Here is a 23,552-nt window from a genome sequence, read left to right as displayed (position 1 = left end):
CCACGGCCCCGCGCGTTTTTCGCGAAAAAGGGAACCCGGTGGTCAAGCTCAACAAGATTTATACGCGTACCGGCGACGATGGCAGCACCGGCCTGGTGGATGGTTCGCGCCGTCCCAAATACGATGCGCGCATGGTCGCGATCGGCGAAGTGGATGAATTGAACAGCATGCTGGGGTTCGCCGCACTGGCGGTCGCCCCGGCCATCCACGCCGAACTGGTGCGCACGCAAAACGACCTGTTTGATCTGGGCGCCGATCTGGCCACGCCCTTGGGTGCGTTTGATACGCCCGATTTCGGGCCGACCGACATGGTGCTGCGGATCGTGCCGGGCCAGGTCGACTGGCTGGAACGCGCGATCGACCGGCACAATGACGCGTTGCCCCCGCTGACCAGCTTTATCCTGCCCGGCGGCAGTGAGGCAGCGGCGCGGGTGCATCTGGCGCGCGCGATCGCCCGCCGTGCCGAACGCGCGATTGTCGCGCTGGCCGCGGCCGAGCCGGTCAATCCTGCAGCGCTGGGCTATGTCAACCGCCTGTCGGATTATCTGTTTGTGCTGGCCCGCGCGATCAACGCCGGCGCCGACCCGTTGTGGGTGCCCGGCGCATCGCGCGCCTGACTTGATCTGATCCGGAGACTTTGATGAAAACAGTTGGCATAATCGGCGCAGGGCAAATGGGTTCCGGCATTGCCCAGGTTTCGGCGCAGGCCGGCATCACCGTGCTGTTGTGCGATGTCGATCTGGCGCTGGCCGAGGCGGCCAAGGCCAGGATTGCCAAAACGCTGGCGCGGCTGGTGGACAAGGACAAGATTTCGGCCGCTGACGCAGCGGCCGCGGTCGCGCTGATCCATCCGGTGGCCGATTATGCCCCGATGGCAGCGGCCGACCTGATTATCGAGGCGGCCACCGAACGCGAAGACATCAAGGCGCGGATTTTCGCCGCCGCCGGCAAAGTGCTGGGCCCGCAGGCGATCCTGGCGTCCAACACCAGCTCGATCCCGATCACGCGGATGGCCGCCGGCACGCCCGATCCGGCGCGCTTTGTCGGCGTGCATTTCTTCAACCCGGTGCCACTGATGAAGCTGGTCGAGCTGATTCCCGGCCTCGCCACCGCGCCCGCCACGGTTGACGCGGTGCGCGCCTTTGCCAGCGTCCAGCTGGGCAAACAGGTGGTGGTGTCGCAGGATGAACCCGGCTTTATCGTCAACCGCATCCTGGTGCCGATGCTGAACGAGGCGTGCTTTGTGCTGGGCAGCGGCACCGCCAATGTCGCCGATATCGATGCCGGCGTGAAACTGGGGCTGAACCACCCGATGGGGCCGCTGGAACTGTCCGATTTCATCGGGCTGGATACCATTCTGGAAATCATGCGCGTGCTGCTGAACACCACCGGCGATTCGAAATACCGCCCGGCGCCGCTGCTGATGAAATATGTCGAGGCCGGCTGGCTGGGCCGCAAATCTGGCCGCGGGTTTTACGATTACAGCGGCGAAGTGCCAGTCCCGACCAGGTAGGTACTCATACGAAGTTGCGGTGGGAATGTCGGGATGAGACCCTCAGCCCGGCTCCGCGCGCTCTTCGCGTACCCCGATTGCCCGTCGCCGTGGACGTGCGGAGCTCACCATATTATCAATGCGCTGCGATCAATGCGCCGCGCCCCACGACCGGCCATGGCCGATCTCGACGCCCAGCGGCACTGACAGCATGACCGCCGGTTCGGCCGCGCCCGCCATCACGCGTTCGATCACCGCGCTGGCGGCGGCAACATCGGCTGCGGGCAGTTCGAACACCAGTTCGTCGTGCACCTGCAACAGCATGCGCACATGGCCCAGGCCGGCGTCGGTCAGCGCGGGCATCATCCGCGCCATCGCGCGTTTGATGATATCGGCGCAGGTGCCCTGGATCGGCGCGTTGATCGCGGCGCGTTCGCTGCCGGCGCGTTCGTTCTGGTTTTTGGCGTTGATGCGCGGGAACCACGTCTTGCGCCCGAACAGCGTGGTCGAATGGCCGCGTTCGCGCACCTGTTCCAGCGTTTCGTGAATATAGCGCTGGATGCCCGGAAACCGTTCGAAATAGCGGTCGATCATCGCCTGCGCCTCATCCGCGGTGGTGCCAAGGCGGGTGGCCAGCCCCCAGCGGCTGATGCCATAGAGGATGGCGAAATTGATCGTCTTGGCACGCCCGCGCGTGTCGCGGTTGACCTCACCAAACAGTTCCATCGCGGTGCGCGCGTGGATGTCCTGTCCCTGGGCAAAGGCTTCGCGCAATGCGGGCACATCAGCCATGTGCGCGGCCAGCCGCAATTCGATCTGGCTGTAATCCGCCGACAGCAGCACGTGGCCGGGCTCGGCGACGAACGCTTCGCGAATCTGCCGCCCGATTTCGGTGCGCACCGGGATGTTCTGCAAATTGGGATCGTTGGATGACATCCGCCCGGTCTGCGCGCCGACCAGCGAATAGCTGGTGTGGACGCGGCCGGTGCTGGGCTTGATCGCGGCCTGCAACGCGTCGGTATAGGTCGATTTCAACTTTGACAGCTGGCGCCATTCCAGCACCAGCGTGGCGACCTCTGCCCCTTGCGCGGCCAGCCCTTCCAGTATCGACTGGTCGGTCGAATATTGCCCGCTCTTGCCCTTTTTGCCGCCCTTGTAGCCCAGCCGGTCGAACAGCACGTCGCCCAGCTGTTTGGGGCTGCCGATGGTGAACGGCCCGCCGGCCTTGTCGTGGATCACGGCTTCCAGATCGGCGATGCGGTGCGCAAATTCGCCCGACAGCCGCGCCAGCTGTTCACGATCGACCTTGATCCCGGTCGCCTCCATCTTTGCGATCACCGGCACCAGCGGGCGATCGACGCGTTGATAGATACGCGTGCCGCCTTCGTCCGCCAGCCGTGGCGCCAGCTGTTGATGCAACCGCCAGGTTACCTCGGCATCTTCGGCGGCATAGCGCGTGGCATCGGCCATCGGCACTTCCGCAAACGAGATGGCCTTTTTGCCGGTGCCCGCGACATCCTTGAACGTGATCGTGGCATGGCCCAGGTGGCGCGTCGCCAGTTCGTCCATGCCGTGCCCCCACGGCGCCAGATCACCGCGCCCGGCATCCAGGCAAAAACTCATCACCATGGTATCGTCGATCGGCGCCACAGCCACGCCATGGCGGGCCAGCACGACCAGATCATATTTGATGTTCTGCCCGATCTTCAGCACCGCATCGCTTTCCAGCAGCGATTTCAGCAGCGCACAGGCCTGGGCGCGGTCGATCTGCACCGGCCCTTGGGCAAACATGTCGCCACCGCCGTGGCCCAGCGGGATATAACAGGCGGCGCCCGGCCCGACGGCCATGCTCACGCCCACCAGTTCGGCGCCGACAGCATCCAGCGCGCTGGTTTCGGTATCGATCGCCACCACGCCGGCGGCATACGCACGCGCGATCCACGCTTCGAGCGTGGCGACATCCTGCACACAGTCATAGGCGCCGGTGTCGATCGCCGGCCATTGGGGCGCCGACTGGCGGTCACCGGGTCGCCTGGCGTCGTCACCGGGGCCTGTGCCCGGCGCGCTGACACCGGCCTGGCCCGCCGGCGCATGGGCGGCGCGCGTACCCAGCTTTTTCAGCAGGCTGGAAAAGCCGTGCTCGCCCAGAAACGCCGCCAGCGGATCGGGCGGGATCGGCCCCAGCACGAAATCGTCGAGCGGAACCGGCAGGTCGCAATCCTCTTTAAGCGCCACCAGACGCCGTGACAGCCGCGCCATGTCGGCCTCGGCAATCAGGCTGTCACGCAATTTGCCCGGCTTCATCGTCGGGGCCGCGGCCAGCGCGGATTCCAGATCGCCGTTGTCCTGGATCAGCCTGGTCGCGGTTTTTGGACCGATGCCGCGAATCCCCGGCACATTGTCGACCGCATCGCCCATCAGCGCCAGCACATCGCCAACGCGCGCCGGTTCAACCCCGAATTTTTCGACCACTTCGGGGATAAAGATGCGCTGGTTCTTCATGGTGTCGAGCATGTCGACACGCGCGCCATCGGGGTTTTCGCCGACCAGCTGCATCAGGTCCTTGTCCGACGATACGATTGTCACGTCCCAGCCGCGGGCATGCGCGGCGCGCGCATAGGATGCGATCAGGTCGTCAGCCTCCAGCCCGGCCTGTTCGATGCAGGCCAGGCTGAACGCGCGGGTGGCATCACGGATCAGTGGGAACTGCGGCACCAGGTCTTCGGGTGCGGGCGGGCGGTTGGCCTTGTACGCAGGGTACATGTCGTTGCGAAAGGTGATCGACCCTTTGTCGAGAATCACCGCCAGGTGCGTCGGGCCATCGGCCGCGTGCAGGTCCTCGGCCAGTTTCCACAGCATGGTGGTATAGCCATAGACCGCCCCGACCGGGGTGCCCACCGGGTTGGTCAGCGGCGGCAACCGGTGATAAGCGCGAAAAATATAGGCCGATCCATCGACCAGATAGAGGTGGCTGCGGGGTTTGGTGGCGGCGTCCATGGTGATTTCTGTTACGGTAACCTGTGAATTTCGCCAGCGATGATTTTGCGCGAAACGGCGTAGGCGGGCGGGCCAAAACGGCTGGTCGCAGCTGAAAAACGCGCTGGCGCAGGACCCGAAGTGCGAAAAAAACCCTGCATTTCGCAACGGATATGACAAGGGTTGGACTAAGATTGCGTTCAAGGGTTGCAACGCGATGAATTGCCGATTAATTGACCTGCGAAGTCTATCGCCAGAGTAGGCTTTGCGGCTGGCGCTTGCCCGCCGCGGTTTCATTCAATCCAGGGATTGTAACGCATGCGCAAGCTCATCCTCGCCGCTGTTGCCGGCACTGCTTTTGCTCTCGCAGGCTGCTCGGAAACGAAGGCTCCGGAAGCAACCGAAGCCGCTGTTGAAGCGACCGACACCGGTGCCGCTTCGGACGTCGCTGCCGACGCCAGCTCAGAAGCTGCTGCCGATTCGAGCACTGCCGCAAAGATGTAATCCCTGCCCGCAAGGGCACGGTTACCGGCACGTCTTCGAGACGGAATTGAAAAGGAAGTCTGGCCGAAAGGTTGGGCTTCCTTTTTCGCGTTTGTTTTCCGGATGGCGTCGCCGCGATATGGCGCGCCCGGGTGGGCATAAAAAAGGCGCCAAATGGCGCCTTTTTCTTTGAATTTCAGGGGCTTGATTAGCGTCGGCTTTGCTGCATTTCCCCGCGTGGCAGCGTCTGGGCATAGCCGTCGTACAGCGCGCGGGTCACTTGCGCGATGGTGGTCGCATGCGCGGTATGCCCCTCTGGCCCGATCACAAAGATCGCCAGCGCCAGGTGCCGCCCGTCGGGCAGGCGGATGATGCCGACATCGTCGGTCACACCCTGCAAGGTGCCGGTCTTATGCGCAAACACCGTCCCGTCGGGCAGCCCGGCGCGCATGCGGTTCTTTCCCGTGCTGGTGCGGGTCATGGTGTCGAGCAGCACCGCGCGCGATTGCGGGCTGAGCGCGCCGCCGCGATCGATGGCTGCCAGCAGCGACAACATCGCGCGCGGCGTGCTGGCGGTCGGGGTGTCCAGCGTGGCGACCGGGTTGATTCGGCCGTCATCGCGCACCAGCGTGGCCATCGTGCTGTCCAGATGCTGGCCGGCAATGCCATTGCGGGCCAGCCAGGCGTTGACCACGCCCACACCGCCCACCGCGGTGATCAACCCGTCGGTGGCGTGGTTGTCGCTGCGCGTGATCATCAGTTCCATCAACTGCTGCGCCGACATCACCGGGCCGGGGCGCAGCGCCGCGTTGGCGGTATGTTCGCCGCGTTCGGCCACTGGCATCATCATCGGCAATGCCTGGTCCAGCCGGAAACGGCCCTGTTCCACGCCCGACAGGAATGTCCCGGCCACCGCGATCTTGGCCGTGCTGGCCATGGGAAAAGGCATGTCGGCGTTGATCAGCACTTGCCCGCTGCCGTCAAGATCGGCGGCGGCCACGCCGATGCGGCCACGCGAATGCAGCGTTATCGCCTGAACCGCCTGTTGAATAGCCAGGTCGCGCTGGTCCTGCATGGTGACTGGCATGGTCACCGGCGCACGGCCCTGCACCACCGGTGTCGCCACCAGCAGCGCCGGACTGCCCACCAGCGCGGCAGCCAGCAGCGCCAGGTTGCGCAAACGCATTGTCCGTTTCACCATGATCAACCCTGTTACCCGCGCATCATGACCGCGCCATGACCCCTGCGGTATATACCCATAGTGTATCTAACTGATTGCGATTCGCGGGGAAAGCCCCTGCGCAATCATCCGGACGCGGTTGGCGGGCAATCCGGCGGGATGCAGCCGCTGCGGCGCCCGCCAGACCCCGCCCGACCATGCCCGAATCCAAATCAGCGCTGGACTTTAATCGGTCGATTAAGGATATCACGGGGTCACTGCCATGACCCACGACCTGCAAAGGGATGCAACGATCGCACACACCGCTGACCTGGGGACCGATTCGCTGGCCGATCTGGCGGTTGCGCTGGAACGCGCGCTGGCGCGTGCCGGGCGCCACGGCGCGGTCACCGCGCTGCGGCGGCTGTCGGGTGGTGCCAACATGGAATCGTGGCTGTTTACCTGCGGCACCGATCCGCTGGTGCTGCGCCGCGCCCCGTCTGCACAATGGCTGGCTGGCCGCGCGCTGGACATGGCGGGAGAGGCGCGGGTGATTCGCCACGCCGTCGCCGGCGGCGTGCCCGCGCCCGAAGTGGTGCTGGAACTGGTGCCCGAAGACGGATTGGGCATCGGCTTTGTGATGGTTGCACTGGCCGGCAGCGCCGATCCGGAACTGGCGCTGAGCTCGCCGCCGTCGCTGGCCGCCGAAATCGCCGGTGCGATGGCGCGGATCCACGCGCTGGACCCGGCCGGTGCCGATCATCTGCCCGTACTGGAAACGGCCGCCGGGGTTGCGCAGCTGGCGGCGCAGTTTGACGCCGCCGGGGGTGATCGGCCGATCATCGCGCTGGGGCTGGCGTGGCTGCGCGCGCATGTGCCGCCGCCGGTGCCGCATCGTTGCGTGGTGCATGGCGACCTGCGCATCGGCAATGTGATGGTGGCCGATGGGCGGTTGACGGGCGTGCTCGATTGGGAACTGGCGCACCTGGGCGACGGGCATGAAGATCTCGCCTATGGCTGCATGACGGTATGGCGGTTCGGCCGGCTGGACAAACAGGGCCTGGGCCTGACCGATGTGGCGACGCTGGCCAATGCCTATACGGCGGCGGGTGGCGAACCGTTTGATGCCGCGCGGTTCCGGTTCTGGCTGGTCTATCGCACGGTGTGGTGGGCGCTGGGTTGCCTTGAAATGGGGCGGGCATGGCGGTCGGGGGCGGATCGTTCGCTCGAACGCGTGGTGGTATCGCGCCGCGCGGCAGAGCAAGAGCTTGATCTGCTGCTGCTGCTGGAAAGCGACGCGCCACAGGCGGAACGGTTGCGCGCACTGCCTGCCGCCCAACCGCCGCCCGTGCCAGCCGACGGCGAAGCGCAGGCTGGCGAAATTCTGACCGCGATTGCCGAATGGCTGGCGACCACGGTAAAGCCGCGGCTGGATGGCCGCGAACGCTGGGAACTGGCGGTGGCGCGCAATGCGCTGGGCATCGTGCAGCGTGACATCGCCGCGCGGCCTTCGCCGTGTGATCGCCCGCTGGCCGATGCCATTCTGGCGGTTACCACCGGGTTGGCCACGCCCGGGCTGCTGGCCGATCTGCGCCGCCGCGCATTGACCACGCTGGCCGCCGACATGCCGAAATATCCGGCGCTGGCCCTGGCCCGCGCGCAGTGGGAGCACGCCTGATGGATTTTGACCTGCCCGCCGACCTCATCGCCTATCTGGCCGAGCTCGACGCGTTTATCGCCGCGGAAATTACCCCGCTGGAACAGGCGGATGACAACATCCGCTTTTTCGACCACCGTCGCGAATGGGCACGCACCGATTTCGACAACGGCGGCCTGCCGCGCCACGAATGGGAGGCTTTGCTGGCGCAGGCCACCGCACGCGCCGATCTGGCGGGCCACTGGCGGTTTTCCGCGCCGAAAAAATACGGCGGCAAAGACGGATCAAACCTGTGGATGGCGGTGATCCGCGAACATTTCGCCGCAAAGGGCCTGGGCCTGCACAACGATCTGCAGAACGAACATTCGATCGTCGGCAATTTTCCGTTTGTGGCGATGTTCGAACATTTCGGCACACCCGCCCAGCAACAGGAATTCATCTTTGGCGGGTTTGAACGCACCCGTCGCACGGCATTCGGCCTGACCGAGCCCGATCACGGATCGGACGCCACGCATATGGAAACCGTCGCCGTGCCCGAAACCCGCGATGGCGTGGCCGGCTGGCGGATCAATGGCGAAAAGATGTGGACCACCGGCATGCACGTGGCCACGCATTGCGCGACCTTTGCCCGCACCAGCGGCGCAGCCGGCGATGCGCGCGGGATCACCTGTTTCCTGGTCCCCAGCCCCACGCCCGGGCTGGTGATCGAAGAATACCTGTGGACTTTCAACATGCCGACCGACCACCCGCGCGTGTCGTTCACCGATGTGTGGGTGCCCGACAGCGCGACCCTGGGCCCCATCGGCGGCGGGCTGGCGATTGCGCAAAGCTTTGTGCACCAGAATCGCATCCGGCAGGCGGCATCATCACTGGGTGCGGCCACCTTCTGCATCGACGAATCGGTGCGCTATGCGCGCGCGCGAAAGCCGTTCGGGGCGGATCTGGCGCACAACCAGGCGATTCAGTTTCCGCTGGTCGAACTGGCGACGCAGGCCGAAATGCTGCGGCTGCTGATCCGCAAGACCGCGTGGGACATGGACCGGATGGACCACAAACAGATCGAACGCGAACTGTCGGACAAAGTGTCGATGTGCAATTACTGGGCCAACCGGCTGTGTTGCGAAGCCGCCGACCGCGCGATGCAGGTGCACGGCGGCATCGGCTATTCCCGCCACAAACCGTTTGAACACATCTATCGCCACCACCGCCGCTATCGCATTACCGAAGGATCGGAAGAGATCCAGATCCGCAAAGTGGCCGGATTCCTGTTCGGCTATATGGGCCCGAACAAGGCGCGGTTTGCGGCTGAAGCCTGAACGCGGAACAGCCCCGCTCGATGGGAGCGGGGCCGTTGCAATTTTACGCAAAACGTCGTCCTGCGCGGGGCGTCACGCCCCGACGGCGGCCTTCAGATCGTCGACCAGGTCGGTGCGTTCCCACGGGAAGGTTTCGCCTTCGGGCTTGCGGCCGAAATGGCCATAGGCGGCGGTGACGGCATAGATCGGCTTGTTCAGCGCCAGGTTGACGCGGATGCCGCGCGGGGTCAGCCCGCCCAGGCGGTCGCGCGCCACCGCGGCCACGGCGACCTCCAGATCGCCATCGGGCACCACGCCGGTGCCGTGGGTGTCAATATACAGCGACAGCGGCGCCGAAACCCCGATGGCATAGGCCACCTGGATCGTGCAGCGCCTGGCCAGCCCGGCGGCCACCACGTTCTTGGCCAGATAGCGTGTGACATAGGCGGCAGAACGATCGACCTTGGTCGGGTCCTTGCCCGAAAATGCGCCGCCGCCATGCGGGCTGGCGCCACCGTAGGTGTCAACGATGATCTTGCGCCCGGTCAGCCCGGCGTCGCCATCGGGGCCACCGATTTCAAAACTGCCGGTCGGGTTGATGTGATAGACGGTGTGGTCGGTCAGCAGGCTGGCGGGGATCACCTTGGCGATCGCGGCCTTGACCCAGGCATTCAGTTCCGCGCCCTTTTCGCCTTCGTCCCAACCGGCCTTGTGCTGGGTGGATACGACGATTGCGGTCGCTTCGACCGGCTGGCCGTCGGCAAAGCGCAGCGTGACCTGGCTTTTGGCATCGGGTTCCAGAAACGGCGCGGCGCCCGAATGGCGGTCATTGGCCAGCTGCTGCAGGATCTTGTGGCTGTAATCGAGCGTCGCCGGCATCAGATCGGGGGTTTCGTCGCAGGCAAACCCGAACATGATGCCCTGGTCGCCGGCGCCTTCGTCCTTGTTGGCGCTGGCATCGACGCCCTGCGCAATATGCGCCGATTGCGGGTGCAGGTTGTTTTCAAACCGGAACGTCTGCCAGTGGAACCCGGCCTGTTCGTAACCGATGCGGCGCACGGTGGCGCGCACAGCGGCTTCGACTTCTTCGGGCACGCCGGGGGCCCAGTTGCCGGCCTCATCCATGATGCCCAGCCCGCGGATTTCACCGGCCAGCACCACCAGCTGCGTGGTGGTCAGCGTTTCGCAGGCGATCCGCGCCTCCGGGTCCTTGGCCAGGAACAGATCGACGACCGCGTCGCTGATCTGGTCGGCGACTTTGTCGGGATGACCTTCGGACACGCTTTCGGAAGTGAAAAGATAATCGCTGCGCATGGCTACACCATATAAAGGTTTCTTTATGTGATGTGCTTTAGCGCCCTCGGCGGCGGCTGGCAACCAGCCCTGACAAAAGAACCGCTATGCCCCAGCAAAGCGACAGCATGTTGCCCGTCTGCGCAAACAGCGTGGGCGGCCGCGCCGCCGGCACGCGGCCATCCACACGCCCGGCCACGCCATGCGCCAGCGATTGGCGCACCACCCCACCGGCATCGATCACCGCGCTGATCCCGGTGGTGGTCGACCGCAGGATCGGCAATCCTTCTTCAATCGCGCGCAACCGCGCCTGCGCCAGATGCTGCGGCGGGCCCCAGCTGCCGAACCAGCCATCGTTGGACGGGTTGAACAGGTAATCGGGGCGATGCGCACGATCGACGACGTGGCCCGGAAACACGATTTCATAGCAGATCTGAAACCCGACCCGCCCAAATCCTCCATTCGCCACCGGCGCAAAGGCAATCGTGCGCGGGCCTGGCCCGGCGATGAAATCCAGATCACCGCCCACCAGCCGCGACAGCCCGATCGGCGTCAGCCAGTCGCGCATCGGCAGATATTCGCCATAGGGCACCAGATGCGCCTTTGCATAACTGCCGCGAATCGCCCCGGTCTGATCGATCAGCGTGATCACGTTCCACGCGCCCGTAACCTGGCGCCCGGTGATCGCCAGATCGGTCGCCCCGGTCATCAACAGGCTGTGGTCACCCGCGACCAGCCCCAGCCGCCGCCGCGCCAGCGCGGGATCACCGGCATAGGTCGTCGCGCCGTACCAATATGGGTCATAGCCGGGACGCAGGTAATCGGGCACCGCGCCTTCGGGCCACAGCACCACGCGCGGGCCGGTGCCATCGGCGGCAATCCGATTCGACAGGTTCGCCATGGTGCGAAAGGTGCTTTCGTACAGCAGCGGATTGTTGATCTGGTCCTGCGCGATGGCGGGCTGCACCAGTGTATAGGCCAGCGTGCTGTCGCGGGGATCGCCGCCCAGCGGCAGCAGCATCAGGATGACCGGTGCCACGGCTGCGGTGAGCGCGCTGGCACGACGCCCATCGCGCCAGGTCTGCCAGGCCGTGTGCCATAGCCCCGCCATCAGCACGACCAGACCAGACAACGCATAAGTGCCGCACCAGGCCGCGATCCGCGCCAGGCCGGGACGGTCAAACGGCCCCAACGTGACTGCGCCCAGCGGATTCCACGGAAAACCGGTAAACACCCAGCCGCGCAACCATTCGGTCACGATCCAGCCGGCGGCCAGCGCCGGCACCAGCGCGATCCCGGTGCGGCGGCGCAACACCCACGCGCCCAGCACCGCCAGCAGCGGATAGACCGCCAGATACAGCGCCAGCAGCACGACCGCGATCCAGCCCAGCCACGCGGGCATCTGCGCCTGATAGGTAAACGCGGTGGCGATCCACCCGTTGCCGGCCGAAAACAGCCCGACCCCGAACAACCAGCCAATCAGCGCGGTTTCGCGCGCACGCGTTGTGCGCGCCACCATCCCGATCAGCACCGCCACGGCCAGTAGCGTGGCCGGCCACAGCATCAGCGGCTGAAACCCGGTCGCCGCGACCGCGCCCGCCACCAGCGGCGCCAGCACACGGATCAGCGTGGAACGCCGGCCCGGGCCATCCGCAATGGCGTGGTCGCGCATGGCGCGGCGGAACCCGGATCAGTCTTCGGCAGCGGGCTGCGTTTCAGGCAGCGGGTTTTTGCGCGGGCGGCCGCGCTTTTTGGGTGCAGGTGCGGCATCGGCCGGTGCACCGGCATCCGCGACGATCGCGGCAGGGGCGGGAGCAGGGGCGGCAGCGATCGGTTCGGCAAACAGTTCGGCTGTACGCGCACGCGGCATGCGCAGGCGTTCGGTCCGCGCCGGGGCCTTTTCGCTGTCGCCGCTGTCGGCGCGCGGGCCGATGGCGGGGGGCAGGCTGGACGGATCAAACCGCAGCGCCGGTTCCACCACTGGTTCGACCGGGGCGCGCTGAGCTTCGGGGCGCTGGGTATCGGCGCGTGGAACGTCAGCACGCGGATTGTCGTTGCGCTGATAATCGTCGCGCTGGTTGTCATTGCGCTGGTTGTCATTGCGCTGCACACGCGGCGCATCGCCATCGTTGCGGCGGCCGGTGTGCCGGTCATTGCGGCCGCGCGGGCCGCGTGGCCCGCGCGCATCGCGGATGAACGGGTTGTCCGACGCGGGCGAAATCGGTTCGCCCTCTGCCGCGCGGGTGCCCTCGGCCGGTGCCTGATCGTTGCCCGGTTCGGGGGTGAAGCTGCGCGGTTCGCGGTTTTCGCGCGGTTCGCGGTTTTCACGGGGTTCGCGGTTGTCACGGGATTCGCGCTGGCCGTTGCGATCGCGGGTGTCGCGGTATTCGCGTGGTTCGCGCTCATCACGGCGCGGTTCGCGCTCTTCCCGGCGGGGTTGGGGCACGCGTTCAAAGGTCGGGAAATCGGGGTCCATCGATTCTTCGCCGATGTCCTCGTCGCCGTCCTGGTCCTGCCAGCGGTCACCGCTGACGCTGCCGCCGGCGGGATAGGGCTGGCCGGTTGGCGCCCCGCCATTCTGGCGCGCGCGCTGTTCATCCTGGCGAACACGGGCATCGGCCAGCACGCGGAAATAATGGTCGGCAAATTGCAGATAGTATTCCGCCTGCACGCGGTCGCCATTCATATGGGCATCCTGCGCCAGCTTGCGATACTTTTCCAGCAACTGGGGGGCATTGCCCCGCGCGCGGCTGTCAATCCGGTTGATCTGGCTGTTGCCGTTTTGCGGACGGCCATTGCTGTTAGGGCTGCTATTGCCGCGACCGCGCCGACGGTTGTTACCACGATTGTTGTTCAAGTCAGGCACGTCCTTGTTTCGAAAGGCTTTGTTTCCGGGCACATCCAATGATCTTGGGATAGCCCAGATGCAGCGCAACCTTTGCCTATGCATCCCGCGCGCATCATGGCGGGCGGGTTAGTCCCAGCATCTGCCTTGCGCCGATAAAACCTGGCCAAGCCGTGCAAATGGTGGAGCAGACCTGGGTGGGCAGTTCCGGGCGGGAAGCAATCGTCCACCCCAACGTCTTTGGCGGTAATTAGTGGCGGTATGGTGGCTTGCCAAGTGAAATGTTTGGTCAAATTTGGGGTATTTGGTCGATTTCAACAACAATTTCGATCGCGCGGGGGCGTCCGGCCAGATCGGTGTGACACTGCGCGGCCAAACCGGCCGCCCTTGCCAGCGCCATCACGGCGTCGCCTTGTGTCCAGCCGATCTCGATCATGGCGGTCCCGTCTGGCGCCAGCAGCGCGCGCAATTGCGGGATCAGGCGCCGATAATCATCAAGGCCATCGGCCCCGGCAAACAGCGCCTCGGGCGGTTCATACCCGGCAACCGACCGGTCGAGCACTGCGCCGCTTTCGACATAGGGCGGGTTGGCCAGCACCAGATCAAACTGCCCCAGATTGCGCGCCCAGCCGGGCTCTGCCCAATCGGCATGGATCAACCGCGCGCGGGCTGCCAGCCCCAGCCGGTCGGCATTGGCCTGCGCCACGGTCAGCGCGGCCGGCGACCGGTCGATGCCGATGCCCTGCGCCGTCGGCCATTGGTGCAGCGCCGCCAGCAGCAGCGCGCCCGATCCGGTGCCAAGATCGATCACGCGCGCCGGTGGGTGGCCGTGCAGCCGGTCGACCGCCGCCGCGATCAGCGTTTCGGTATCGCCGCGCGGGATCAGCACCGCCGGATCGACCAGCAGGTCGATCCCCCAGAACGGCTGGCTGCCGATGATATAGGCCACCGGTTCGCAGGCCAGGCGCCGTTCGACCAGGGCACAAAAGCGGTCGGGCACGGGATCGTGCATGTGGCGCATGATCAGGTCGGACCGCGTCACCCCCAGCGCATGCGACATCAGCAGTTCGGCATCCAGCCGCGCGGTGTCGCTGACCGGCGCGAGATCGCGCGTGGCCGTGATCAGCGCCGCTTTGACCACCAGGGCCGCCGGCATATCCGCCATCAGGCGTCCATCGCCGCCAGCCGTTTGGCCTGGTCCTCGGCAATCAGCGCGTCGATCAGTTCGCCGAGGCCGGTGCCCGCCAGCACTTCGGGCAGGCGGTGCAGCGTCAGGTTGATGCGGTGGTCGGTCACGCGGCCTTGCGGAAAATTATAGGTGCGGATGCGTTCGGACCGGTCGCCCGATCCGACCATCGCGCGGCGCGCCTCCGCCTCGGCATCCTGGGCCTGGGCGCGGCGCTGGTCGAACAGGCGGGTGCGCAACACTTGCAGCGCCTTGGCCTTGTTCTTGTGCTGGCTGCGCTCGTCCTGCTGGATGACCACGATGCCGGTGGGCAGATGGGTGATGCGCACCGCCGAATCGGTGGTGTTGACATGCTGCCCGCCCGCGCCCGACGCACGATAGATGTCGATTTTCAGGTCCTTGTCATCGACCGTCATGTCCACTTCGTCGGGTTCGGGCAGCACCGCCACGGTGGCGGCAGAGGTGTGGATGCGCCCCCCGCTTTCGGTGACCGGCACGCGCTGTACGCGGTGCACCCCGCTTTCGTATTTCAACCGGGCAAACACGCCGGTGCCGGCGATATGCGCCACCACTTCCTTGAACCCGCCGATGTCGCTGGCGCTGACCGAGATCAGTTCGACCTGCCATCCCTGTTCGGCGGCAAAGCGTTCGTACATGCGGTACAGATCGGCGGCGAACAGCGCGGCTTCATCCCCGCCGGTCCCGGCGCGGATTTCCAGCATCGCGGGGCGGGCATCGGCAGTATCGCGCGGCAGCATGGCCAGCGCCAGCGCGCGTTCGGCCTGCGGCAATTCGGCGCGGATGCGCGCAACCTCTTCGTCGGCCAGCGCGCGCATATCGGCATCGCTGTCGACCATCGCGGCCAGATCAGCCAGTTCGGCACGCAGGCCCTGCACGTGGATGGCGGTGCGGGCCACCGGCTCCAGCTCTGCATAATCGCGGCTGGCGGTGATGAACGCATCGCCTTCCAGCGTGCCCGATGACAGCCGCGCCTCCAGCTCGGCAAAGCGGGCCGCCAGTTGTGCCAGGCGCGAATCCGCAATGCTCATGCCGCGCCGTCTGCCCCCAGCAGCGTGCGCACTTGCGCGGCCAGTGCCGTATCGCCGCGCAGCCGCCAGCGTGGGGCGCCATCGGCCAGCGACAGGCCAGCCAGCAATTTCGCCGGAATTTTGGTGGCCTTGTCATAGCGTTTGCGGGGGGACCCGGTCGCGACCAGTTCGCCCGACAGCCCGGCATGGCGCAGCGCCGCCAGCGCCGCCATCGCCGCATCAATCGCCGCATCGTCCTCCACCGCGATCACCACATCGGCGGCAGGCACATCGCGCTGGCCGACCAGCATCGCCAGCCGTTCGATCCCCGCTGCCCAGCCAACCGCCGGGGTGGGCGGGCCGCCCAATGCCTCGATCAATCCGTCATAGCGCCCGCCGCCCAGCACGGTGCCCTGCGCGCCCAGCCGGTCGGTAACGAATTCAAACGCGGTGTGGCGGTAATAATCCAGCCCGCGCACCAGCGCTGGCGCGCGCACCCATGCCACGCCGGCGGCCGCCAGCCCGGCGGTCACCCGGCCAAAAAAGTCCTGCGCTTCATCGGTCAGGAAATCGTCGATGCGCGGCGCGGCGGCGGTAAACGGTTTGTCGCGCGGGTCCTTGGAATCGAGAATGCGCAGGGGATTGCGTTCCAGCCGGTCCTGCGAATCCTCGCTCAGGTCGCCGCGATGGTCGCGGAAATAGCTGACCAGCGCGGCGCGCCACGCCTCGCGGCTGGCACCATCACCCAGCGTGTTCAACTGCAACGTCACGCCATCGGCAATCCCCAGGTCGCGCAGCAGATGGTCGGCCATCGCCAGCAATTCGACATCGACCGTGGGATCGCCCGATCCGATCACTTCGGCATCCAGCTGGTGGAACTGGCGATAGCGGCCCTTTTGCGGGCGTTCATAGCGGAACAGCGGCCCGTGGGTGGCCACGCGCAGCGGCGCATGCTGTTGCCAGCCATTGGTCAGGTACGCGCGGGCGATGCCGGCGGTGAATTCGGGGCGCAGCGTCAGCGATTCGCCGCCGCGATCGTCGAACGAATACATTTCCTTGGAAACGACGTCGGTGGTTTCGCCCAGGCTGCGCGAAAACACCGCGGTCTTTTCAAACACCGGCATTTCGACGCGGCGAAAGCGGTACAGGCGGTGGATGCGCGCAAAGGTTTCGACGACAAAGCCGAATGCCTCTGCATCTGGCCCCAGGATATCCTGGGTGCCGCGAATGGCCTGCGGCGTTTCGGGCCGCGCGCCGTCCTTCTGGGGGCCGTCGCTGGCCGGGCTGTCGTTCGGGGTGGTGTCTGTGGGGGCGCTCATGCCGCTGGCGCTTAGCGGAACGGCGGGCAGAATAAAAGGCGGCGGGCAGCCCGGCGTGACGGTTGCGTGACGTGCACGATCTTGCCATGAACACGGGCATGAACAAACTTTCTCTGCTGCTCGCCTCTGCGCTGACCGCGCTCCTTGCCACCGGTGCCGGCCAAAACGCGCTGGCCCAGGTCCAGCCTGCGACCAATACCTTGCCGATGGCGGTGCCGGTCACCCGCGTGGTGCCCGATCCGCGCGATGTACCCTTTCCCGGCACGATCGCGCTGGATATCGATGCCACCGACAACACCACCGGGGTGTACCGGGTGACCGAAACGATCCCGGTTGCGGCCGATGCGCGCCAGCTGACGCTGTTGCTGCCCGAATGGATTCCCGGCCATCACAGCCGTTCGGGGCTGCCGGCCGAACTGGTGGGCGTGCATTTCACCGCCGATGGCAAGGATCTGCCCTGGCACCGCGATTCGGTGGATGTGTTTGCCTATATCGTTGATCTGCCGGTGGGCACGCAGACGGTGGTGGCAAAGTTCATCCACACCCCGCCGCAGCATGCCGAACCCGGCGACCGGGTGACCATGACGCGCGACATCATCAATCTGCAATGGGATCACATGGCGCTCTATCCCGCCGGGCATTATGTGCGGCAGGTGCGGATCAAGCCCACCGTCACGTTCCCCGACGGCTTTACCGCCTATACCGCGCTCGATGGCAAAGTGGTGAAGGACGGGCGTGTCAGCTGGGATGTAACCGATTACGAAACGCTGGTCGATTCGCCGATCTTTGCCGGGCGTTACACCCGTCGGTTCCCGATTGGTGACAACGTGTTCCTGGATGCAGTGGCTGACAAGCCGGACTCGCTGGTGATCGCGCCTGAAAACCTGGAAACCTATCGCGACCTGGTGAAGGAAGCGGACGCCGCATTTGGCGCGCGCCATTTCGACCACTATGATTTCCTGCTGGGGCTGACCGACAAGTTGAGCGGGATCGGGCTGGAACACCACCGGTCGAACGAAAGCACCTATATTCCCAAGGCGTGGACCGACTGGGCCGGCAGCGACTGGGATCGAAACGTGGTGCCGCACGAATATTCGCATTCGTGGGATGGGAAATACCGTCGCCCGGCGCAGTTGTGGACCCCCGATTACCGCCAGCCGATGGTTGATGATCTGTTGTGGGTGTACGAAGGCCAGACACAGTTCTGGGGCCTGGTGCTGGCGGCGCGGTCGGGCGTGCAGTCAAAGGCGATGGTGCTGGCCGAACTGGCGACTTATGCCGGTGGCTTTACCGCCACCGCGGGGCGTGAATGGCGGTCGGTCGCGGATACCACCGCCGATCCGATCTTTGCCTCACGCCGGCCCAAACCGTTCCCGTCGATGTCGCGCGGAGAGGATTATTATACCGAAGGCGCGCTGGTGTGGATCGAGGCGGACCAGATCATCCGCGATGGCACCCAGGGCCTGCGCGGTATCGATGATTTTGCCCACCTGTTCTATGGCACGCGCAATGGCGATTGGGGCGTGCTGCCCTATACCCGTGCCGATGTGGTGGCCACGCTCAATGCCGTCTATCCACATGACTGGGATGGTTTTTTCAAAACGCGGATCGAAACGCCGGGGCAACCGGTGCCGCTGGGCGGGATCGAACGCGGCGGATACCACCTGGTGTGGAAAGACACGCCCAACCCCTATGACCAGGGCCGCATGACCGAGGCGAAGTCGCTGGGCCTCAGCTATTCGCTGGGCGTGACGCTGGATCGCGAAGGCAAAGTGCTGTCGACGCTGTGGGGCAGTCCCGCGTTTGGCGCGGGGATCGTCCCGGGCAGCCAGGTGGTGGCGGTCAATGGCGATGCCTATGACGCCGATGTGATCAAGGCGGCAGTGACCGCGGCCAAGGACAGCACCAAATCCGTTGCGCTGCTGGTCAAACGCGACGGGCATTTCGACACGGTATCGTTGGCCTGGCACGGCGGCTTGCGCTATCCGTGGCTGGAACGCGATGCTGCGGCAAAGGGCCCGGGCGGGCTTGATCGCCTGCTGGCGCCGCATCGCGCAGCGGCAGCGCACTGACCCCGCGCAAGGAGACGCCGCAAGTGGAGCAAGTGAACGGCAGCGAGGCTCGGTCTCCGCTCGCCGGGCGTATGCAATCAGGGCTGGGGCAATGGCTTGCCCCGCCACGGTTCCTGATGTTCATGGCGCTGTTTCCGGCCGGGGTGTGGGTTTGGCATGCGTTGGGGCATGACGTGACCGATGCGCTGGACCTGGGGTTTGATGGCGCGGCGCTGGTGTTTCTGATCAGCCTGGTGCCGCTGTTTCTGACGCGGTGCGATACCGCATCGATGCGGCGCCATGCCGCGGAAAACGATGCCAACCGCGTGGTGGTGCTGTCGGTTACCACGCTGCTGACGGTGGTGATCCTGGCAGCGATTGCGGGCGAAGTGCCGCATATCGCGCATGGCGGGCGGGTGGTGCTGGCCAAGGTGATTGCCACGCTGGCGCTGACCTGGCTGTTCGCCAACGCGGTCTATGCGCTGCATTACGCGCATGTCTATTACAGCGCGGGTGACGTGGCGAACGAAGACCAGCGCGGGCTGGAATTTCCCGGGGGTGAAGATCCGGACTACCTCGATTTCGTCTATTTCGCGTTCACGCTGGGCATGACGTTTCAGACCGCGGATGTGGCGATGACCGGCAAACCGATCCGGCGCATCGCCATTTTGCACGGGTTTGCCGCATTTGTTTACAATATCGGGGTGATCGCGTTCACCATCAATGCCATCGGCGGGGCGGCCGGGTGACCACGATCCTCATACCAAATTCGGAATGACGCCCAAGTTTTGTTGCGGCGCAACACAACGCGGGCTAATGGCCGCAACAATACAGCAACCGGTCCTGACAGGACACACACAAGCACACCAGCAGATAAGGGCACACAATGCGTATCGACATGATCCCGACTGGCGAAAATCCCCCGGAAAGCCTGAACGTCGTCATCGAGGTGCCGGTCGGCGGTGAACCGGTGAAGTACGAATTCGACAAGGCATCGGGCGCGCTGTTTGTCGATCGTATCCTGCACACGCCGATGCGCTATCCCGCCAACTATGGCTTTGTGCCGCACACGCTGTCGCCCGATGGCGATCCGCTGGATGCGCTGGTGATCGCGCGTTCGCCGTTCGTGCCCGGATCGGTGGTGCGCGCGCGCCCGATCGCGGTGCTCAACCTCGAAGACGAACACGGCGGCGATGAAAAGCTGATCTGCGTGCCCGACGACAAGACCTTTCCCTATTATGCCGACGTGCTGGAAAAGGGCGACCTGCCCGAAATCGTGCTGCTGCAGATCGAACACTTCTTCACGCACTACAAGGATCTGGAAAAGGAAAAGTGGGTGCGCGTCGGCACCTGGGGCGGCGCCGATGACGCGCGCCGGATCACCGTAGAGGCGATCGAACGTTACAACGCGGCCAAGACCGTGGATTGATTGATTTCGAGACCTGAACCAATCAAATCCAGACAAACCCCGCTCGTCCTGAGCCTGTCGAAGGACACGCGCGACCTTGGCCCCGGGTAATCAACCCTTCCCGGGGCAAATGCCAGCGCGTATGCTTCGACAGGTTCAGCACGAACGGGTAACAGATTTACAAGTTGTGGTTCAATCGCCCGCCACGGTCATCCCGTCGATGCGCAGCGTCGGCACATCGATGCCGTGGATCACTTCCAGATCGTTGGCGGCCACCAGTGCGGCAAACATGTCGATCAGGTTGCCGGCCACGGTGAATTCGGCAATCGGTTCACCGATCACCCCGCCGGTAATGCGGTATCCGCTGGCGCCACGGCTGTAATCGCCGGTCACCCCGTTTACGCCGCTGCCGATCAGTTCGGTGACATAGACGCCCTCGGCAATGTCGGCGATCAGCTGCGCCGGGCTCAACGTGCCGGGCGACAGCGTGACGTTGCCGGTGCTGACATGCGGTGCGCCCGATCCGCCGCGACCGGCATGGCCGGATGGCGCCAGGCTCAATTGCCGCGCGGCGGCCGAATCCATCAGCCAGCCGGTCAACCGCCCCTGTTCGACCAGCGCGCGTGCCGCGGTCGGCAGGCCTTCGCCATCGAACGGGCGTGACCGCAGCCCGCGCCGCACATGCGGATCGTCCAGAATGGTGATGGCGCTGTCGAACAGCTGTGCGCCATCGCGATCGAGCAGGAAACTGGCGCGGCGGGCAATCGATGCACCGTTGATCGCCCCGATCAGATGCCCGACCAGCGATGATCCCACGCGCGGATCGAACACCACCGGCATCGCCCCGCTGCGCATGCGCCCGGGGTTTACCCGGCGGGTGGCGCGTGTTGCAGCCTCTTCCCCGATGGCCGCCAGGTCGCGCAGGTCGCTGGCGTGGCGTGCGGACGTATAGGCGTAATCGCGCTGCATCGTGCTGCCTTCGCCGGCGACCACGCTGGCGGATATGCCATGGCTGCTGGCCGCATAAGCTCCGGTAAAACCGTGGCTGGTGGCCAGCGCAAACACCGATCGCCCGCTGCTGGCGCTGCCGCCGTTGCTGTTGGTGACGCCCGGCACTGCCAGCGCGGCGGCCTCCACCGCCTCGGCCATCCGGCGCAACGCCATTGGCTCGGCCTCTCCGCCGTCGTCCAGATCGAGCGCGGGCGGCATATCGCGCAACAACAGCCCGGCGTCGGCCAGCCCGGCAAAACGGTCGGGCGGGGCCAGCCGCGCCATTGCCACCGCGCGCTGCGCCAGTTCGTCCAGCGCGGCATCGCCCAGGTCGGTCGAACCGATCGAGGCGGAGCCGCCGCCGGCAAACACGCGCAAGCCGATATGTTCGGATTCAGACCGCTCCACATCCTCCAGCGCGCCCAGTCGCACGGTCACGCTTTGCGATGCATTGGCGAGATAGACGGTATCCCCCGCTTCGGCGCCAGCCGCCTCGGCCCGGCGCAACAGCGCCACGCAACGGTCTTTGGCTTCGTCAGGAGAAAGCATCGGTCAGGGTGATCCCATTAATGTGTTTGACCCGAAACTATCGTTTCGGGAAGTCGGCACCGGCCCGCTCCCCGCGACGAAGAGCACGAAAACGTCCGGGGGACGTTTTCGCTGAGGAGCCGACCACCCAACGATAGTACCCTATGGGTGGTCGGGTGGGGGAGCGGGCCGGTGCCGACTTCGAGACGCGCTCTTTCGCGCGTTTCGTTTCAAACAACAAGGGATCAGCGCTTAACCCGGCACCGCCGGCAGTTCAGCCGGCCAGCGAAACGAACGCCTTGAACAAACCGGTTATCGCAAACGGCAACCCGATCGCGAACAGCCACACCGACAGCTGGTCGCGGCGGAACAGCGGCCGCAGTGCTGGGTCGGCTGCGGCCAGATCGTCCAGGCCTTCCCAGTGGCGTTCGTAATGGCGGAACAGCGGGATGATCCCCGCCACCAGCACGACCAGCGCAAACAGCGGCAGCATCGATGCGTCCTGCCCGGTCATCACCTCAACCGTCACGAAGATCTGCAGTGCGGTATAGACCAGCAGCGCATAGGCCACGGTATCGCTCATCCGCTTGCGCCAGTCGAGCCGGCGTTGCGGTTGGGCATGGTGCCCGGCGTTCGCAGATGGCGCCGCTGCCGGCCGTGCGGCGCGGTCGCGTGTCAACATGGACGGTGCAGTGGCTTTTGCCATCATCTCGGTCCTTCTCTCCAGACCGCCAATAAATCACGCGCGATGCCCGATGGCAAGCCTGTTTGCTGGCGGGGGAAAAGGCGTGCGCGATGCCGGCGGTGAGCGGGCGCATGCGTGCGGCGCGCGATCATGCACAAATCCTGCCAGATCAGCTACGGCGGGCTTTGCCACCGCGCGCAGGCAGGCTATGGCACGGTTTGGCGCAACCGGCGTGCCGGCGCAGGACAGCGCCAAAGGACAAAGCCAAAGGGCAAAGATTGTACGGGATTATGACAGGGTACGTGACTGTGACAGGTATCGTAACGGGACATTTTTCGTGACTGCGGCGGATATCGGCGTGGCCGGGGCCGACCTGTATGGCGATGCCGGCGCTGCACCCGTGATCAGCGCGACACCGGCCACCGGGCTGGAAGTGGTGTCGATCGCCAAATCGTACGACAAACGCGCCGTGCTCAGCGACATTTCGCTGTCGGTGGCCAAGGGCGAAGTGGTCGGCCTGCTCGGCCCCAATGGCGCGGGCAAGACCACCTGTTTTTATTCGATCATGGGGCTGGTGCGCCCGGATTCGGGCCGCATCCTGCTTGACGGGGTCGATATCACGCGCCTGCCGATGTACCGCCGCGCCATTCTGGGGCTGGGCTATCTGCCGCAGGAAACCTCGATCTTTCGCGGGCTGACGGTGGAACAGAACATCGCCACCGTGCTGGAACTGATCGAGCCTGACCGGGCGACTCGCAGCGCCGAACTGGAAAAGCTGCTGGAAGAATTTGGCCTGACCAAGCTGCGTGGCAGCGCGGCGATGGCGCTGTCGGGCGGCGAACGTCGCCGTTGCGAAATCGCCCGCGCGCTGGCCGCGCGCCCGTCGATAATCCTGCTGGATGAACCGTTTGCCGGGATCGACCCGATTTCGATCAACGACATCCGCCATCTTGTTACCGATCTGAAACGGCGCGGGATCGGCGTGCTGATCACCGATCACAACGTGCGCGAAACGCTCGATATCGTCGATCGCGCATGCATCATCTATGGCGGGCAAGTGCTGTTTGCCGGCAGCCCGGAGGATCTGGTGGCCGATCCCAATGTCCGGCGGCTCTACCTGGGTGAGGGCTTTACGCTCTGATGCCGGCTCGGGGGGG

19 protein-coding genes are annotated in these 23,552 nt (G+C 65.4%); 9 read left to right on the top strand and 10 right to left on the bottom strand.

Annotated elements, in window-relative coordinates; all coding sequences use genetic code 11:
• Positions 1–38 precede the first annotated feature (38 nt).
• Positions 39–617 (top strand): cob(I)yrinic acid a,c-diamide adenosyltransferase, encoded by a 579-nt coding sequence (locus ABWP89_RS00265; protein WP_353226426.1) that lies wholly within the window; start codon positions 39–41, stop codon positions 615–617.
• 23 nt (positions 618–640) lie between these two features.
• Positions 641–1,513 carry a 3-hydroxybutyryl-CoA dehydrogenase gene (locus tag ABWP89_RS00260; RefSeq protein WP_353226425.1) on the top strand — a complete coding sequence of 291 codons (873 nt, stop codon included), beginning with the start codon at positions 641–643 and terminating at the stop codon, positions 1,511–1,513.
• Positions 1,514–1,642: 129 nt separating this feature from the next.
• On the opposite strand, the gene polA is transcribed toward ABWP89_RS00260, so the two are convergent.
• Entirely contained in the window at positions 1,643–4,489 is a 2,847-nt protein-coding gene (gene polA / locus ABWP89_RS00255; protein ID WP_353226424.1) for a DNA polymerase I, read from the bottom strand.
• Positions 4,490–4,786: 297 nt separating this feature from the next.
• On the opposite strand from polA, the gene ABWP89_RS00250 reads away from it, so the two are divergent.
• Entirely contained in the window at positions 4,787–4,972 is a 186-nt protein-coding gene (locus tag ABWP89_RS00250; RefSeq protein ID WP_353226423.1) for a hypothetical protein, read from the top strand.
• Positions 4,973–5,159: 187 nt separating this feature from the next.
• Here ABWP89_RS00250 and ABWP89_RS00245 read toward each other — a convergent pair whose 3' ends face one another.
• Complete coding sequence (locus ABWP89_RS00245) at positions 5,160–6,137, bottom strand: serine hydrolase (RefSeq protein ID WP_353226422.1); 978 nt, start codon at positions 6,135–6,137, stop codon at positions 5,160–5,162.
• A gap of 256 nt (positions 6,138–6,393) precedes the next feature.
• Here ABWP89_RS00245 and ABWP89_RS00240 point away from each other — a divergent pair, with 256 nt between their 5' ends.
• Positions 6,394–7,788 (top strand): phosphotransferase, encoded by a 1,395-nt coding sequence (locus tag ABWP89_RS00240; protein ID WP_353226421.1) that lies wholly within the window; start codon positions 6,394–6,396, stop codon positions 7,786–7,788.
• Positions 7,788–9,083, top strand: a complete 1,296-nt coding sequence (locus ABWP89_RS00235) for an acyl-CoA dehydrogenase family protein (RefSeq protein WP_353226420.1) — start codon at positions 7,788–7,790, stop codon at positions 9,081–9,083. The genes ABWP89_RS00240 and ABWP89_RS00235 overlap by 1 nt, the downstream gene beginning before the upstream one ends.
• A 72-nt stretch (positions 9,084–9,155) precedes the next feature.
• Here ABWP89_RS00235 and metK read toward each other — a convergent pair whose 3' ends face one another.
• From metK to hisS, 6 genes are all read right to left on the bottom strand, one after another.
• Positions 9,156–10,376 carry a methionine adenosyltransferase gene (gene metK / locus ABWP89_RS00230; RefSeq protein ID WP_353226419.1) on the bottom strand — a complete coding sequence of 407 codons (1,221 nt, stop codon included), beginning with the start codon at positions 10,374–10,376 and terminating at the stop codon, positions 9,156–9,158.
• Between the two features lie 37 nt (positions 10,377–10,413).
• Entirely contained in the window at positions 10,414–12,027 is a 1,614-nt protein-coding gene (lnt, locus tag ABWP89_RS00225) for an apolipoprotein N-acyltransferase (RefSeq protein ID WP_353226418.1), read from the bottom strand.
• A gap of 18 nt (positions 12,028–12,045) precedes the next feature.
• The gene (locus ABWP89_RS00220) at positions 12,046–13,221 is read right to left on the bottom strand and encodes a DUF4167 domain-containing protein (RefSeq protein WP_502915195.1); all 1,176 of its coding nucleotides are present in this window, start codon (positions 13,219–13,221) and stop codon (positions 12,046–12,048) included.
• Between the two features lie 268 nt (positions 13,222–13,489).
• Positions 13,490–14,356 (bottom strand): peptide chain release factor N(5)-glutamine methyltransferase, encoded by an 867-nt coding sequence (gene prmC / locus ABWP89_RS00215; RefSeq protein WP_353226645.1) that lies wholly within the window; start codon positions 14,354–14,356, stop codon positions 13,490–13,492.
• 8 nt (positions 14,357–14,364) lie between these two features.
• On the bottom strand, positions 14,365–15,435 hold the full coding sequence (gene prfA / locus ABWP89_RS00210; protein ID WP_353226416.1) for a peptide chain release factor 1: 1,071 nt from the start codon (positions 15,433–15,435) through the stop codon (positions 14,365–14,367).
• Complete coding sequence (hisS, locus tag ABWP89_RS00205; RefSeq protein ID WP_353226415.1) at positions 15,432–16,733, bottom strand: histidine--tRNA ligase; 1,302 nt, start codon at positions 16,731–16,733, stop codon at positions 15,432–15,434. Before hisS ends, prfA begins: the two co-directional genes overlap by 4 nt.
• Positions 16,734–16,831: 98 nt before the next feature.
• Between hisS and ABWP89_RS00200 the strand changes: the two genes are divergently transcribed.
• The 3 genes from ABWP89_RS00200 (at position 16,832) to ppa (ending at position 20,213) form a co-directional block, all read left to right on the top strand.
• The gene (locus ABWP89_RS00200; RefSeq protein WP_353226414.1) at positions 16,832–18,805 is read left to right on the top strand and encodes a M61 family metallopeptidase; all 1,974 of its coding nucleotides are present in this window, start codon (positions 16,832–16,834) and stop codon (positions 18,803–18,805) included.
• Positions 18,806–18,828: 23 nt separating this feature from the next.
• Positions 18,829–19,533, top strand: a complete 705-nt coding sequence (locus tag ABWP89_RS00195) for a DUF1345 domain-containing protein (RefSeq protein WP_353226413.1) — start codon at positions 18,829–18,831, stop codon at positions 19,531–19,533.
• 137 nt (positions 19,534–19,670) lie between these two features.
• The gene (gene ppa / locus ABWP89_RS00190) at positions 19,671–20,213 is read left to right on the top strand and encodes an inorganic diphosphatase (protein ID WP_353226412.1); all 543 of its coding nucleotides are present in this window, start codon (positions 19,671–19,673) and stop codon (positions 20,211–20,213) included.
• Positions 20,214–20,384: 171 nt separating this feature from the next.
• On the opposite strand, the gene ABWP89_RS00185 is transcribed toward ppa, so the two are convergent.
• Both ABWP89_RS00185 and ABWP89_RS00180 read right to left on the bottom strand, forming a co-directional pair.
• The gene (locus tag ABWP89_RS00185; protein WP_353226411.1) at positions 20,385–21,731 is read right to left on the bottom strand and encodes a TldD/PmbA family protein; all 1,347 of its coding nucleotides are present in this window, start codon (positions 21,729–21,731) and stop codon (positions 20,385–20,387) included.
• Positions 21,732–21,984: 253 nt separating this feature from the next.
• On the bottom strand, positions 21,985–22,392 hold the full coding sequence (locus ABWP89_RS00180) for a hypothetical protein (RefSeq protein ID WP_353226410.1): 408 nt from the start codon (positions 22,390–22,392) through the stop codon (positions 21,985–21,987).
• Positions 22,393–22,768: 376 nt separating this feature from the next.
• Between ABWP89_RS00180 and lptB the strand changes: the two genes are divergently transcribed.
• Positions 22,769–23,536, top strand: coding sequence for an LPS export ABC transporter ATP-binding protein (gene lptB, locus ABWP89_RS00175; RefSeq protein WP_353226644.1), 768 nt, complete (start codon positions 22,769–22,771; stop codon positions 23,534–23,536).
• Positions 23,537–23,552 lie beyond the last annotated feature (16 nt).

It is taken from the genome of Novosphingobium sp., from assembly GCF_040398825.1.
GTDB lineage: Bacteria > Pseudomonadota > Alphaproteobacteria > Sphingomonadales > Sphingomonadaceae > Novosphingobium.
This window is presented reverse-complemented; position numbering and strand designations above follow the sequence as displayed.